The 15,091-nt window shown below is 57.5% G+C and carries 12 protein-coding genes; 8 read left to right on the top strand and 4 right to left on the bottom strand.

Translation table 11 applies throughout. The features are described 5' to 3' along the window. Nucleotides 1-19: 19 nt before the first annotated feature. Nucleotides 20-2,620 (bottom strand): bifunctional aconitate hydratase 2/2-methylisocitrate dehydratase, encoded by a 2,601-nt coding sequence (acnB, locus tag TU84_RS15485; protein WP_048370429.1) that lies wholly within the window; start codon nucleotides 2,618-2,620, stop codon nucleotides 20-22. 405 nt (nucleotides 2,621-3,025) lie between these two features. Between acnB and TU84_RS15480 the strand changes: the two genes are divergently transcribed. Then, a complete protein-coding gene (locus tag TU84_RS15480; protein ID WP_048370428.1) occupies nucleotides 3,026-3,496 on the top strand; it encodes a DUF1289 domain-containing protein in 471 nt (156 codons plus the stop codon). A gap of 60 nt (nucleotides 3,497-3,556) precedes the next feature. Here TU84_RS15480 and TU84_RS15475 read toward each other — a convergent pair whose 3' ends face one another. Further along, nucleotides 3,557-4,411, bottom strand: coding sequence for a universal stress protein (locus TU84_RS15475; RefSeq protein ID WP_048370426.1), 855 nt, complete (start codon nucleotides 4,409-4,411; stop codon nucleotides 3,557-3,559). Between the two features lie 220 nt (nucleotides 4,412-4,631). Between TU84_RS15475 and miaE the strand changes: the two genes are divergently transcribed. The 5 genes from miaE to TU84_RS15450 all read left to right on the top strand — a co-directional run bounded on the left by miaE (nucleotide 4,632) and on the right by TU84_RS15450 (nucleotide 10,206). Beyond that, nucleotides 4,632-5,240 carry a tRNA-(ms[2]io[6]A)-hydroxylase gene (miaE, locus tag TU84_RS15470; protein ID WP_048370424.1) on the top strand — a complete coding sequence of 203 codons (609 nt, stop codon included), beginning with the start codon at nucleotides 4,632-4,634 and terminating at the stop codon, nucleotides 5,238-5,240. A gap of 213 nt (nucleotides 5,241-5,453) precedes the next feature. Continuing rightward, nucleotides 5,454-5,927: a MarR family winged helix-turn-helix transcriptional regulator gene (locus tag TU84_RS15465; RefSeq protein WP_048370423.1), complete on the top strand. Its 474-nt coding sequence runs from the start codon at nucleotides 5,454-5,456 to the stop codon at nucleotides 5,925-5,927. After that, nucleotides 5,924-7,393, top strand: coding sequence for an efflux transporter outer membrane subunit (locus TU84_RS15460; RefSeq protein WP_048370420.1), 1,470 nt, complete (start codon nucleotides 5,924-5,926; stop codon nucleotides 7,391-7,393). The genes TU84_RS15465 and TU84_RS15460 overlap by 4 nt, the downstream gene beginning before the upstream one ends. A 14-nt stretch (nucleotides 7,394-7,407) precedes the next feature. After that, entirely contained in the window at nucleotides 7,408-8,613 is a 1,206-nt protein-coding gene (locus tag TU84_RS15455; protein ID WP_048370419.1) for an HlyD family secretion protein, read from the top strand. A gap of 63 nt (nucleotides 8,614-8,676) precedes the next feature. After that, complete coding sequence (locus tag TU84_RS15450) at nucleotides 8,677-10,206, top strand: DHA2 family efflux MFS transporter permease subunit (RefSeq protein WP_048370417.1); 1,530 nt, start codon at nucleotides 8,677-8,679, stop codon at nucleotides 10,204-10,206. Nucleotides 10,207-10,306: 100 nt separating this feature from the next. Here TU84_RS15450 and lpxH read toward each other — a convergent pair whose 3' ends face one another. Next, nucleotides 10,307-11,062, bottom strand: coding sequence for a UDP-2,3-diacylglucosamine diphosphatase (gene lpxH, locus TU84_RS15445; RefSeq protein ID WP_048370416.1), 756 nt, complete (start codon nucleotides 11,060-11,062; stop codon nucleotides 10,307-10,309). Then, entirely contained in the window at nucleotides 11,059-11,562 is a 504-nt protein-coding gene (locus tag TU84_RS15440; protein ID WP_048370414.1) for a peptidylprolyl isomerase, read from the bottom strand. The genes lpxH and TU84_RS15440 overlap by 4 nt, the downstream gene beginning before the upstream one ends. A 271-nt stretch (nucleotides 11,563-11,833) precedes the next feature. Here TU84_RS15440 and TU84_RS15435 point away from each other — a divergent pair, with 271 nt between their 5' ends. After that, nucleotides 11,834-13,531, top strand: a complete 1,698-nt coding sequence (locus tag TU84_RS15435) for a glutamine--tRNA ligase/YqeY domain fusion protein (RefSeq protein WP_048370411.1) — start codon at nucleotides 11,834-11,836, stop codon at nucleotides 13,529-13,531. A 21-nt stretch (nucleotides 13,532-13,552) separates the two neighbouring features. Beyond that, nucleotides 13,553-14,935, top strand: a complete 1,383-nt coding sequence (gene cysS / locus TU84_RS15430) for a cysteine--tRNA ligase (RefSeq protein WP_048370409.1) — start codon at nucleotides 13,553-13,555, stop codon at nucleotides 14,933-14,935. Nucleotides 14,936-15,091: the final 156 nt, after the last annotated feature.

Here is a 15,091-nt window from a genome sequence, read left to right as displayed (position 1 = left end):
TTTTCGTTACGGCATCAGCTTACGCTTGAATGACCGGGATGTTGGCATTGGCTGCCGACTCACGGAATTCAGCGATCTGATCAAAGCTCAGGTAACGGTACACGTCCGCTGCCATGGTGTTGATCTCTGCCGCGTAGGCCATGTATTCCTCAACCGAAGGCAGACGGCCCAGGATCGAAGCCACCGACGCCAACTCAGCCGAAGCCAGGTAAACGTTGGCGCCGTCACCCAGACGGTTCGGGAAGTTACGGGTCGAAGTCGACACCACGGTGGAGTTCGGCTCAACGCGTGCCTGGTTACCCATGCACAGCGAGCAGCCTGGCATTTCCATGCGTGCGCCAGCTTTGCCGTAGATGCCGTAGTAGCCTTCTTCGGTCAGTTGGTGAGCGTCCATTTTGGTCGGAGGCGACAGCCACAGACGGGTTGGCAGCTGACCTTTGACCTTGTCCAGCAACTTGCCCGCAGCGCGGAAGTGGCCGATGTTGGTCATGCACGAACCGATGAACACTTCGTCGATCTTCTCGCCGGTAACGCTGGACAGCAGGCGAGCGTCATCCGGGTCGTTTGGTGCGCAGAGCACAGGCTCTTTGATGTCGGCCAGATCGATTTCGATGATGTGCGCGTATTCGGCGTCAGCATCGGCTTCCATCAGCTCAGGGTTGGCAACCCAGGCTTCCATCGCTTGAGCGCGACGCTCAAGGGTACGCACGTCGCCGTAACCTTCCGCGATCATCCAGCGCAGCAGGGTGATGTTGGAGTTCAGGTATTCGGTGATCGATTCTTTGGACAGCTTGATGGTGCAGCCAGCCGCCGAACGTTCTGCCGAGGCGTCGGACAGTTCGAAGGCTTGCTCGATGCTCAGGTTGTCCAGACCTTCGATTTCCAGGATGCGACCCGAGAATTCGTTGATCTTGCCTTTCTTCTCGACCGTCAGCAGACCTTTCTGGATAGCGACGTAAGGAATGGCGTGTACCAGGTCACGCAGGGTGATGCCCGGCTGCATTTCGCCTTTGAAGCGAACCAGAACCGATTCCGGCATGTCCAGTGGCATTACGCCAGTGGCTGCAGCGAACGCTACCAGACCCGAACCGGCAGGGAACGAGATGCCCATTGGGAAACGCGTGTGGGAGTCGCCACCGGTGCCGACGGTGTCAGGCAGCAGCATGCGGTTCAGCCAGCTGTGGATGATGCCGTCGCCCGGACGCAGGGAAACACCGCCACGGGTCATGATGAAGTCTGGCAGGGTGTGGTGCGTGGTGACGTCGATCGGCTTTGGATAGGCCGCGGTGTGGCAGAACGACTGCATCACCAGGTCAGCGGAGAAGCCCAGGCACGCCAGGTCTTTCAGTTCGTCACGGGTCATTGGACCGGTGGTGTCCTGAGAACCTACGGTGGTCATCTTCGGCTCGCAGTAAGTGCCTGGACGAACGCCAGTCACGCCGCACGCCTTGCCAACCATTTTTTGCGCCAGGGTGTAACCCTTGGTGCTTTCAACAGGTGCTTCAGGCTTTTTGAACAGATCGGTAGGGCCCAGACCCAGCTCGGCACGAGCCTTCTCGGTCAGGCCACGGCCGATGATCAGAGGGATACGGCCACCGGCGCGAACTTCGTCCAGCAGAACGGGAGTTTTCAGTTCGAAGGTGGTGATGACTTCGTCAGTACCGTGCTTGCACACTTTGCCAGCGTGCGGGTACAGGTCGATCACGTCGCCCATGTTGATGTTGCTGACGTCGAACTCGATTGGCAGTGCGCCAGCATCTTCCATGGTGTTGTAGAAAATTGGAGCGATTTTGCTGCCGAAGCAGAAGCCGCCTGCACGCTTGTTCGGTACATAAGGAACGTCGTCGCCGAAGAACCACAGTACGGAGTTGGTGGCCGACTTACGCGAGGAACCGGTACCGACTACGTCACCGACGTAGGCGATAGGGAAGCCCTGACCGCGCATTTCTTCGATTTGCTTCATCGGACCGATGGAGCCTTGAACGTCCGGCACGATACCGTCACGGGCCATTTTCAGCATGGCCAGGGCGTGCAGCGGGATGTCCGGGCGCGACCAGGCGTCTGGTGCAGGCGACAGGTCGTCGGTGTTGGTTTCGCCGGTAACCTTGAACACGCGCAGGCTGATTTTGTCTGCCAGTGTCGGGCGGTTTTTGAACCACTCGCCGTCAGCCCAGGACTCAATCACGGCTTTAGCGTGAGCATTGCCGTTTTTGGCTTTTTCAGCGACGTCGTGGAAGGCATCAAACATCAGCAGGGTGTGCTTGAGTTGCGCAGCGGCAACCGGTGCCAGCTCTGCGTCGTCCAGCAGATCAACCAGGGTCACGATGTTGTAGCCGCCTTGCATGGTGCCAAGCAGTTCAACAGCGCGTTGTTTGGTGATCAGGGGGGAGGTTGCTTCACCTTTCGCGATGGCGGCCAGGAAGCCGGCTTTTACGTAGGCAGCTTCGTCAACACCAGGTGGAATGCGGTTGGTGATCAGGTCAACGAGGAATTCTTCTTCGCCGGCAGGCGGGTTTTTCAGCAGCTCAACCAGGCCTGCAGTTTGTTCGGCGTTAAGCGGCTGGGGAACGATACCCAGGGCTGCGCGCTCTTCGATATGTTTGCGGTAGGCTTCAAGCACAGTTATTACCCTCATCATTGGTCCCAAATGGGTGTCCGGGACGCTCATCCAGGAATGCCAGGTACTCATGCGCTGCAGGGCTTTTTGGGCCGCTTAGCCAGAGTTTCAAGGATTTCCAACAGAAGCTGTTTTCAAAGTTTTACGCCATCCGAACGGCGGGATGATGAAGGTTGATGGGGGCACTTGCTGTGCAAACACCCCGCACCAACACCGTTCTTCAGGATCAACTGTGCTCGTGACGCTTTGAAAACAGCTTCCAACGGACATTGGCGCCTTAAAAGGCAGGCTGATTCTACGGCAAAAACTTGTTAAAGGTAAGTTAGGCCCTGAAGGTTGAGGGGTGATCTGCGTTAGACAAAGGGCTAACATGGCCGTCTGTTTCACTCTGCAGTGCTCTATTTCGCCATGCCCAACCAAACCATCAAGACCCCTTGTATCGGCCTGTGCTCAACGGTTTACGGAGACCTCGTGTGCCGTGGCTGCAAGCGTTTTCACCACGAAGTGATCCACTGGAACGGTTACAACGAGGACGAAAAACGCGCTGTCTGGCTGCGGCTCGAACAGCTTTTAGTGCAGGTCATGGCGGCCAAGGTCGAGGTGTTCGACCCGCCGGCGCTGCGCAATCAGTTGATTACCCGAAAAATACGTTTCGTAGAGAAGCAATCTGAATATTGCTGGGCGTACCAATTGATAGCCCGTGGCGCACGGGTGATCAATCAGTTGGAGATGTACGGGATGGTGTTGTTGCCTGAGTTTCGTGACTGGGGGCTGCCGGAGTTGCGTGACGCCATTGATCGGGAATTTTTCCTCTTGTCCGAAGCGCACTACGAGCGCTACATCGCCCCGGGCTTTCTCAAGGATGCGATGGGGCAATAGGTCCCGGCCTTCTGCCTCGCGATCTTTAAACGATCAAAAGATCGCGAGGCAAGCTCGCTCCTACACTTTTTGTTCCAGTTCCTTGACGATGTCTTCGGGCTTGAGCACCAGAACGTCGGACTCAAGCTTGTCGATCACGATTTCTGCGGTGTTGCCGATCAAGGCCGCTGACAAGCCGGTGCGCGCCACAGTACCGATTACCGTCACCACAGCGTCGAGCTTTCTGGCGACCTGCTGAATGATGATGTCTGCCGGGCCTTCTTTAATGTGCATGCGCTCGTCGCTGATTTCGAAGCGGCGCTGGAACTCCTTGCTGGCCGCCCGAAAGCTGGCTTCGTATTCGGTGTCGATCGGGTAAGCCGCATCCATCACCGCCAGGGTGGGCGCCGGGTGCGCGCTGACGACGTGCAGTTCGCCGTGGGTCAGGCTGGCAATGCGAAAACCCTGGTCGATGATGGTTTTGTGCAGCGCCATGTGGTCTTCGTCGCCGTTGCCTACATCGACGGCGGCCAGCACCACGCCGTTGCTCCATGGCTTGGTGGTTCTGACCAGCAAGACCGGGGTAGGGCAGTCGCGCAGCAGTTTCCAGTCTTCGGGGGTGAGCAGGATTTTTTTCAGGATGGAGTCGTCAACGTGTTGCTTGATCACCAGCCCGCAACCCTCGATTTGCTGCTCCTTGATGATGGTGGTGTGCAGGTTGTCGTGCCAGGCCTGACGCGACGTCACGCTGTAGCCTTCGGTAATCAGGCTGTTGGTCAGGACATTGAGCAAGGCTGAGTGATCGTGCTCTTTGTCGCCGATCAACAGGTGCAAATGCGCTTTGGAGGCTTTGGCGATTTCTTTGGCGCGCTTGAGGGCGAAGCTTTCCATCAGATGGGGCTCGATGACGACCAACAGGCTACGTATGGTTTGCATGACCGTTCACTCCATGTGCAATAAGGGTGGATGCGAGCACTATAGTTGCTCATCAGTAATTCGGACGTTGATGCATATCAAGTTGCGCGGTTGGTGCTGTGGCACATGGCCCGTATAATCGGCGCCTTTCGCCTCGTCCAGCCTTTGTGAGCCTCATGTCAGCGATACCTCAAAACACGTTCGGCCCGTTGTGCAATCTCCAGTGTTCGGGAGTGCGTGGATGAACCTTCCTGAAATCCATGAGTTTCTGGGTTGCCGTACCCCTGACGGCTGGATCGCTGCTGCATTGGCCGATCAGGAAACCCTGTTGATCGACCACAAAAACTGCGAATTCAAGGCCGCCAGTACGGCGTTGAGCCTGATTGCCAAGTACCACTCGCACGTTGACCTGATCAATATGATGTCGCGCCTGGCCCGTGAAGAGCTGGTGCACCACGAGCAGGTCATGCGCTTGATGAAAAAGCGCAAAATCGAATTGCGCCAGTTGTCGGCGGGCCGTTACGCCTCGGGTTTACGCAAAGTGGTGCGTAACCACGAGCCGGTAAAGCTGGTGGATACGTTGGTGGTCGGGGCGTTTATTGAAGCGCGCAGTTGCGAGCGTTTCGAAGCGTTGGTGCCGCATTTGGACGAAGAACTCGGCAAGTTCTACTACGGCCTGCTCAAAAGCGAGGCCCGTCATTTTCAGGGCTATTTGAAACTGGCCTATCAATACGGCGACGCCAAAGACATTGCTCAAGTCATTGAGCGGGTGAGGGCGGCCGAGCAAGAGCTTATTGAAACCCCCGATGTTGAATTCCGCTTCCACAGCGGCGTGCCCGCTCAGCCTTAAGTCGCCGATTTACCGGCTACGGCTTTCTGTGTTCGATACCTGACCGTAGGAGCTGCCGAAGGCTGCGATCTTTTGATTTTTCAAAGATCGCAGCCTGCGGCAGTTCCTACAGTTACGACTAAATAGTTAGCCTGCTATTTATAATCTTGACATTAGCTGCCTAAGCAGTAGTATTTGGTTACATTACTGCTTAGGCAGCTTTCTGGTGCCCTGATGAAACACTTCCACCCCGATACCTTTCGAAACTGCACCCTGGGTTTGTTACTGGGACGTGCAGCGCTGCTTAAAGATCGCATCATCGACACGCACATGGAGCCTTACGGCATTACCGCCGCGCAGTTCAAGGTGCTGATCATCATGGCTCAGTACGCGGTCGATACCCCGGCCGAGCTGTGCCGCCACCTGTCCCTGGACAGCGGCTCGATGACGCGCATGCTCGATCGCCTGGAACAGAAAAATCTTTTGATTCGCCAACGCTCGGAAGCTGATCGGCGTCAGGTGCGCCTTGTGCTGACCGATGACGGCCTGGCGCTGGCCGATGAACTACCGATTATCGGTACCAATGCAATGAATCAATTGGCGGGCGAGATCAGCCCGCAAGAGCTGCAAACGCTGGAAGATATTCTTAAAAAAATACTGCTGGCGGCCGGGGATCCGATCACCATCATGCGCTTGGGTGAAAAATGAGCAACAGAACGCTACGAACAGGCTTAAGCCTGATGTGTGTGTCCCTTGCGCTGGCGGGGTGTGCCAGCTACAGCGGTTTGACCACCGAAGGCACGCGCCTGGATGCGAAAAGCCTCCAGTCCGCTCAAGCCCTCAAGGGCATCAATGTGACCCCGGCAGCCTGGCCGCAAAAGGACTGGTGGAAGCGCTTGGGCGACAGCCAGTTGAATGGCTTGGTCGACGAGGCATTGCGTGACAGCCCGGACATGCAGATAGCCAGTGCCCGTGCGCATCAGGCCACTGCCGCCGCCGGCGCTGCCAATGCGGCACGCATGCCGACGCTGGACGCCGAGGCCGATGTGACGCGCTCGCGCCTGTCGCGCTCCCAGGATCCAACCGGCCAGGGCGGTCGTTATGACACGGTGCGAGACATCGGTCTGACCTTCAATTACACCTTCGACCTGTGGGGCGGCCAGCGGGATGCCTGGGAAGCGGCTTTGAGCGAAGCCCGCGCTGCCGAAGTCGACAGCCATGCTGCGAGCCTGACCCTGGCGGCCGATGTGGCAAAGGCCTACAGCAATCTGGGGCATGCCTACAGCGTGCTGGATCTGTCGAAAGATGACCTTCAGCGCACCCGCAAAATGCTCGATTTGAGCAAGCAGCGGTTGCAGGCCGGTATCGACAGCCACTATCAGTACCAGCAGACCGAAAGCCTGGAAGCCAGCTCCCAGGAGCAGGTGATCAATGCACAGAAACAGGTCAAGAGCGCTCATATCGCCCTGGCCGTGTTGCTGGGCAAAGGCCCGGACCGTGGCTTCGAGATTGCCCGGCCGCAGATTTTGACCCCCGCCGCCGTGGCTGTGCCGAGTACATTGCCCGCCGAGTTGCTGGGCCGTCGCCCCGATATTGTGGCGGCACGCTGGCGGGTCGAAGCGGCCAGTAAAAATATTGCCGCCGCCAAAACACGTTTTTACCCCAACCTCAACTTGAGTGCCGCTGCCGGGACTCAGTCGTTGCTGGGCGATGCGCTGTTTGGTTCGGCCAGCCGCTTTATGAGCATCGCCCCGGCCATTTCACTGCCGATTTTTGACGGCGGCCGTCTGCGTGCCGGGCTGGATGCCGAAGACGCCAATTACGACCTGGCCGTCGCGCAGTACAACAAGACGCTGGTGGCCGCCCTCGGTGATGTCAGCGATACCCTCGAGCAATTGAACGCCATGAGCGAGCAGGTCAGCACTCAGAAGCGTGCGGCTGATATTGCCCAGCAGTCGTATGACTCGGGATTACAGCGCTACGAATCCGGCATCGGCAGTTACCTGGATGTCCTCAGCATCGAGCAGCAATTGCTCCAGGCGCAGCGCCAGCTGGCTGACCTGAATGCTGAGCAGATCACGCTTTCGATTCAACTGATGCAAGCCCTGGGCGGTGGCTTTGAGCCCGGCAATGCGGCTGCGGCCGTTCCTGTTCAAGCCTCCCTGGCAGAATAATTTAGGTAATCGTCATGGCTACTGTGCAAACACCGAATGAAGCGCAACACAATCAGGACGCTGGTAATCAGCGTAAACGTAAACTCTGGCTGAGTGGCCTGGCCATTTTGGTCATCTTGGTCGGCCTGGGCGTCTGGGGCTGGCATGAGTTGTATGGCCGCTGGAGCGAGAGCACCGATGACGCCTATGTCAACGGCAACGTGGTCGAAATCACGCCGTTGGTGGCGGGGACGGTGGTGAGCATCGGCGCCGATGATGGCGATCTGGTTCATGAAGGTCAGGTGCTGCTTAACTTTGATCCGAGCGATTCGCTGGTCGGCTTGCAGAGCGCCGAAGCCAACTTGGCCCGTACGGTGCGTCAGGTTCGCGGCCTGTTCAGTAACGTAAGCGGTACCAAAGCGCAGGTGGCGGCGCAAAAAGTCGCCGTGCAAAAAGCCCAGGACAACTTCAATCGCCGGAAAAACCTGGCAGCAAGCGGGGCTATTTCCCAAGAAGAGCTGTCCCATGCGCGGGATGACCTGGCGTCTGCACAAAGTGCCTTACGCAATAACGAGCAGCAACTCGACACCACCAGCGCGCTGGTAGACAACACGGCCATTGCCAACCATCCGGATGTGCTGGCCGCCGCTGCGCAGTTGCGTCAGGCGTATCTGGAACACGCACGCACCACGTTGATTGCGCCGGTGACCGGCTATGTCGCCAAACGTACCGTGCAATTGGGGCAGCGGGTTCAGCCAGGCACCGCGTTGATGGCAGTTATCCCGCTTAACCAGCTGTGGATCGACGCCAACTTCAAGGAAACCCAACTGGACAAGATGCGCATTGGCCAGCCGGTTGAAATTGAATCGGACCTGTATGGCAGCAACGTCAAGTACAGCGGTACCGTCGACAGCATCGGTGCGGGCACCGGCAGCGCGTTTGCCCTGTTGCCAGCGCAAAACGCGACCGGCAACTGGATCAAAATTGTTCAGCGTGTTCCCGTGCGTATCCACATCAATGCCGATGAGCTGGCCAAGCACCCGCTGCGCATCGGGCTGTCGACCACGGTTGACGTGAACCTGCATGACCAGAGCGGCCCGGTGCTGGCGCAACAGCCGCCGCAGAAGGCGATGTTCACCACCAACGTGTACGAGCAACAGCTGGCTGAAGCAGACACCCTGATTTCCCGCCTGATTGAAAGCAACAGCGCTGTGGCGGGCAATTCCGCCGCCCAACGCTAATTCGCCAATCCATAAGCCCCGCTGCACTGGCGGGGCTGTCCCCTTGGTTTTAAAGGATTTGCGATGAGCACAAACGCGTCTTTTACCCCGCCCAGCCTGCTGTTCGCCACCATTGGCCTGTCGCTGGCGACCTTTATGCAGGTGCTCGACACCACCATCGCCAACGTTGCCTTGCCGACCATCTCCGGCAACCTGGGGGTGAGTTCGGAGCAGGGTACGTGGGTTATTACTTCTTTTGCGGTGAGTAACGCGATTGCGTTGCCATTGACGGGCTGGTTGAGCCGGCGCTTTGGCGAAGTGAAACTGTTTTTGTGGGCCACGGTGCTGTTTGTACTGGCTTCATTCTTGTGCGGTATTTCGACGTCCATGCCTGAGCTGGTGGGTTTTCGTGTGCTGCAAGGTCTGGTGGCCGGGCCGCTGTATCCGATGACGCAAACCTTGTTGATTGCGGTGTACCCCCCAGCGAAACGGGGGATGGCATTGGCATTGCTGGCGATGGTCACGGTGGTGGCGCCGATTGCCGGGCCAATTTTGGGTGGCTGGATCACGGACAGTTACAGTTGGCCATGGATCTTCTTTATTAACATCCCGATTGGCATCTTTGCGGTGCTGGTGGTGCGTCAGCAGCTCAAGGCGCGGCCGGTGGTGATTACTCGTCAGCCGATGGACTACGTAGGGCTTATTACGCTGATCATTGGCGTCGGCGCGCTACAGATTGTGCTCGACAAGGGTAATGACCTGGACTGGTTCGAATCCAACTTCATCCTGATGGGCACGGCGTTGTCTGTGGTGGCGTTGGCGGCTTTTGTCATATGGGAAATGACTGACAAACACCCGATTGTGAACCTGCGCCTGTTTGCCTACCGCAACTTCCGTATCGGCACCATCGTGTTGGTGCTGGGTTATGCCGGGTTCTTCGGTATCAACCTGATCTTGCCGCAATGGTTGCAGACTCAAATGGGTTATACCGCGACATGGGCGGGCTTGGCGGTGGCGCCGATTGGGATCTTGCCGGTATTGATGTCGCCTTTTGTGGGCAAGTACGCGAACAAGTTCGACCTGCGCCTGCTGGCCGGGCTGGCCTTTTTGGCGATCGGCCTGAGCTGCTTTATGCGTGCCGATTTCACCAATGAGGTCGACTTCCAGCACGTTGCACTGGTGCAACTGTTTATGGGGATCGGGGTGGCGCTGTTCTTTATGCCGACCTTGAGCATTTTGATGTCGGACTTGCCGCCTCATCAAATTGCTGACGGCGCGGGCCTGGCCACGTTCCTGCGGACATTGGGCGGTAGTTTTGCTGCGTCCCTGACCACCTGGATCTGGATTCGTCGTGCCGATCAGCATCATGCCTACATGAGTGAAAGCTTGAGTACCTATGATCCGGTCACCCGGCATGCGCTGGACAGCTTGGGTGGGGCGAGCAACCAGGCGTATGCCCAGCTCGATCAAGTGCTGACCAGCCAGGCGTACATGCTCTCGACCGTGGACTACTTCACGCTGATGGGCTGGATGTTTATGGGCTTGATCTTGCTGGTATGGCTGGCCAAGCCGCCATTTGCCGCCAAGCCAGGACCGGCAGCGAGCGGGCATTAACGCCTGATTGGACGCAAACCTCGTAGGAGCGAGCTTGTCTCGCGATCTTTTGATCTTTTAAAAGATCGCGAGGCAAGCTCGCTCCTACAGTGGGCAGTGTTTATTGGGTGGCGTGAGGTAGCGCCAGTTGCGAATTGACGAACTCAAACGGCGCCAGTTGCATGCCTTGTTCATCCACTTGCAAGGCCCAGCCTTGTTTGTCCCAGTCGCCGAGTACGATGCGCTTGGCGGCGTAATCGCCAAGTTGCAATTTGTGTATCGCGGGGCGGTGGGTGTGGCCATGGATCAGGGTCTTGACGCCGAAGTGCTCCATGATCCGCGGTACTTCCTCGGGGGTCACGTCGACAATGTCGTTGGCTTTCATGCGGGTTTGCGCACGGCTTTCGCTGCGCAGCTTGCGCGCCAACTTATGGCGAGTGCTCAACGGCAAGTGGCGCAAGATCCACACCGTCACCGGGTTGCGCAGGTAGCGTCGCATACGCATGTAGGCTTCGTCGCGGGTGCACAGGCTGTCGCCGTGCATCAATAAAACCGGCTCGCCGTAGAAATCGACCACGCTCGGGTCTTTAAGCAGGGTGCAGCCAGCCGCCTTGCAAAAGGCCTGGCCGAGCAGAAAATCGCGATTGCCGTGCATCAGGAATACCTTCGTACCGCTGTCACTCAATTCGCGTAGCGCTTCGCAGATGGAGCGCTGGTAGGGCGTCATTGCATCGTCGCCGATCCAGGCTTCAAAGAAATCTCCCAAAATGTACAGCGCCTGTGCCGAGCGCGCGCGCCCGGACAGGAAATCCAGAAACGCCCGGGTAATGTCCGGGCGCTCCTCTTCCAGATGCAAATCTGAAATCAGCAGTATCACTCAACGATCTCGGCTTTCTCGATGATCACGTCTTCTGCCGGTACGTCCTGGTGGCCCGCTTTGGAACCGGTCGAAACGCCTTTGATCTTGTCAACAACGTCCTGGCCTTCGGTCACTTTGCCGAACACTGCGTAGCCCCAGCCCTGAACGTTTTTGCCGCTGTGGTTCAGGAAGCTGTTGTCAGCCACGTTGATGAAGAACTGCGCGGAAGCCGAATGCGGCTCCATGGTGCGAGCCATGGCGATGGTGTATTTGTCGTTCGACAGGCCGTTATCCGCCTCGTTCTGGATGCTTGGGCGCTTGTCTTTCTTTTCTTTCATGCCAGGTTCAAAACCGCCGCCCTGAATCATGAAGTTACCGATTACACGGTGGAAAACAGTGTTTTCGTAGTGGCCGGCTTTTACGTATTCGAGGAAGTTAGCGACAGTAATTGGCGCCTTTTCAGCGTTCAGTTCAATCACGATGTCGCCGTGGTTGGTGGTCAGTTTTACTTTTGACATGTCGTTATCGCTCTATCAGAGAATTCGTTGGGCGAGGAAATCGTATGACACCGTCAGCCCCGGTTGGGCTGGGTAGATACAGCCGCGGGCGAAGTTTAGCCTGACCGCAGAGCATTTCGATGGTGTTTTTGCGATATGGGGGCTAAAAGCCCTATTTCAATTGCTTTGATTGGTCGCCTGCTCTGTCAGGGACTTGACAGCATCGGCTATGATAGGCGCTTTGATTTCGTCGGCCGCTCCAGGCCGCGCACCCGTTACGTTCAAGGATCCTATGAGCAAGCCCACTGTCGACCCCACTCTGAATCCAAAGGCTGGCCCAGCTGTACCGGCCAATTTTCTGCGCCCAATCGTGCAGGCGGACCTTGAATCGGGTAAATGCCAACAGATCGTGACCCGCTTCCCGCCTGAGCCTAACGGCTACTTGCACATTGGCCACGCCAAATCCATTTGCGTGAACTTTGGCCTGGCTGAGGAATTTGGCGGCGTTACGCACTTGCGCTTTGACGACACCAACCCGGCCAAGGAAGACCAGGAATACATCGACGCGATCGAAAGCGACGTGAAGTGGCTGGGCTTCCAGTGGTCTGGCGAAGTGCGCTATGCATCGCACTATTTCGATCAGTTGCATGACTGGGCGGTCGAGCTGATCAAGGCTGGCAAGGCCTATGTCGACGACCTGAGTCCTGAGCAAGCCAAGGAATACCGTGGCACCCTGACCGAGCCAGGCAAGAACAGCCCGTTCCGCGACCGTTCGGTCGAAGAGAACCTGGACTGGTTCGCCCGCATGCGCGCCGGTGAATTTCCGGACGGCGCCCGCGTGCTGCGTGCCAAGATCGACATGGCTTCGCCGAACATGAACCTGCGCGACCCGATCATGTATCGCATCCGCCATTCCCACCACCACCAGACCGGTGACAAGTGGTGCATCTACCCGAACTACGACTTCACTCACGGTCAGTCGGACGCCATCGAAGGCATCACCCATTCCATCTGCACCCTGGAGTTCGAAAGCCATCGCCCTCTGTATGAGTGGTTCCTCGACAGCCTGCCGGTGCCGAGCAAGCCGCGTCAGTACGAGTTCTCGCGCCTGAACCTGAACTACACCATCACCAGCAAGCGCAAGCTCAAACTGCTGGTGGATGAAAAGCACGTGAACGGTTGGGACGACCCGCGCATGTCGACGCTGTCGGGTTTCCGCCGTCGTGGTTACACGCCCAAGTCGATCCGCAACTTCTGCGACATGGTCGGCACTAACCGCTCGGACGGTGTAGTGGATTTCGGCATGCTGGAATTCAGCATCCGTGATGACCTCGATCACAGCGCCCCGCGTGCCATGTGCGTGCTGCGCCCGTTGAAAGTGATCATCACCAACTACCCTGAAGACAAGGTCGAAAACCTTGAGCTGCCTTGCCACCCTAAAGAAGACATGGGTGTGCGCGTGCTGCCATTCGCGCGTGAGATTTACATCGATCGTGACGATTTCATGGAAGAGCCGCCAAAAGGTTACAAGCGCCTTGAGCCTGCGGGCGAAGTGCGTCTGCGCGGCAGCTATGTGATCCGTGCCGATGAAGCGATTAAAGATGCTGACGGCAACATCATTGAGCTGCACTGCTCGTACGACCCTGAAACCCTGGGCAAAAACCCTGAGGGCCGCAAGGTCAAAGGTGTGGTGCACTGGGTGCCGGCGGCTGCCAGCGTCGAGTGTGAAGTGCGTCTGTACGATCGCCTGTTCCGTTCGCCGAACCCTGAAAAGGCCGAGGATGGCGCTGGCTTCCTGGAAAACATCAACCCTGACTCACTGCAAGTGCTGACCGGTTGTCGTGCTGAACCCTCGCTGGGCAATGCACTGCCGGAAGACCGTTTCCAGTTCGAGCGCGAAGGTTACTTCTGCGCAGACATCAAGGACTCGAAACCAGGTCAGCCGGTATTCAACCGTACCGTGACTCTGCGTGATTCGTGGGGCCAGTGATCAAGTTTTAAGGAAGAGCTCGTGCTAACGATCTACAACACGCTCACCAAGAGCAAAGAAGTTTTCAAGCCTCTGGATGGCAACAAGGTGCGCATGTACGTGTGCGGCATGACCGTGTACGACTACTGCCACCTGGGTCACGGTCGCAGCATGGTTGCCTTCGACCTGGTGACGCGCTGGTTGCGTTTTAGCGGTTACGATTTGACGTATGTGCGCAACATCACCGATATCGACGACAAGATCATCAATCGTGCGAATGAAAACGGTGAAACGTTTGAAGCGCTGACGGAGCGCATGATCGCCGCGATGCATGAAGACGAAGCCCTGCTGAACATTAAGAAGCCGGACATGGAGCCGCGTGCCACCGACCATATCGCCGGCATGCACGCGATGATCCAGACCTTGATCGACAAGGGCTACGCCTACGCTCCCGGCAATGGTGACGTGTACTACCGCGTTGCCAAGTTCATGGGCTACGGCAAGCTGTCGCGCAAAAAGATCGAAGACTTGCGCATCGGTGCTCGCATCGAAGTTGACGAGGCCAAAGACGATCCGCTGGACTTCGTGCTGTGGAAAGGCGTCAAGCCGGGCGAGCCAAGCTGGGAGTCGCCGTGGGGTCCAGGGCGTCCGGGCTGGCACATTGAGTGCTCGGTGATGTCGACCTGCTGCCTGGGCGAGACCTTCGATATTCATGGCGGCGGCAGCGATCTGGAATTCCCGCACCATGAAAACGAAATCGCCCAAAGCGAGGCGGCCACGGGTAAAACCTACGCCAATGCCTGGATGCACTGTGGGATGATTCGCATCAATGGCGAGAAGATGTCCAAATCCTTGAACAACTTCTTCACCATTCGCGACGTTCTGGAGAAATATCATCCGGAAGTGGTGCGTTACCTATTGGTTTCCAGCCACTACCGTAGCTCGATCAATTACTCCGAAGACAACCTCAAGGACGCGAAAGCGGCGCTTGAGCGGTTCTATCACGCACTCAAAGGCTTGCCGAAAGTGGCGCCGGCCGGTGGTGAGGCGTTTGTAGAACGCTTCACTCAAGTGATGAATGACGACTTCGGTACGCCCGAAGCCTGTGCGGTGCTATTCGAAATGGTTCGCGAGATTAACCGTTTGCGTGAGTCGGACGAATTGGCGGCGGCCGGTTTGGCAGCGCGTCTTAAAGAGTTGGCCGATGTGCTGGGTGTATTGCAGCTCGAAGCCGATGACTTTTTGCAGGCGGGCGCTGAAGGGCGAGTTGATGCGGCGCAAGTTGATGCTTTGATTGCGGCTCGTTTGGCTGCGCGCGCGGGCAAGGACTGGGCTGAGTCGGATCGCATCCGCGACCAGCTCACGGCAATGGGCGTTGTGCTGGAAGACGGCAAGGGTGGCACTACCTGGCGTCTGGCTGACTAAATCGCGACTACAGGGTTGGCGACATTCCCTGTAATTACATGGACTCGCCCAAGCCGAGGCGTCTGTGCGCCACGGTGGCATTCTATTAGAAGCCAACGACAGCGAGGGCGAGTCCATGAAAAAGAATACGACGACCAATCAGTACGTGCCAACCGA

Origin of the sequence: Pseudomonas helleri, from assembly GCF_001043025.1 — a bacterium.
In the GTDB taxonomy this organism is placed as follows: Bacteria; Pseudomonadota; Gammaproteobacteria; order Pseudomonadales; family Pseudomonadaceae; genus Aquipseudomonas; species Aquipseudomonas helleri.
This window is presented reverse-complemented; position numbering and strand designations above follow the sequence as displayed.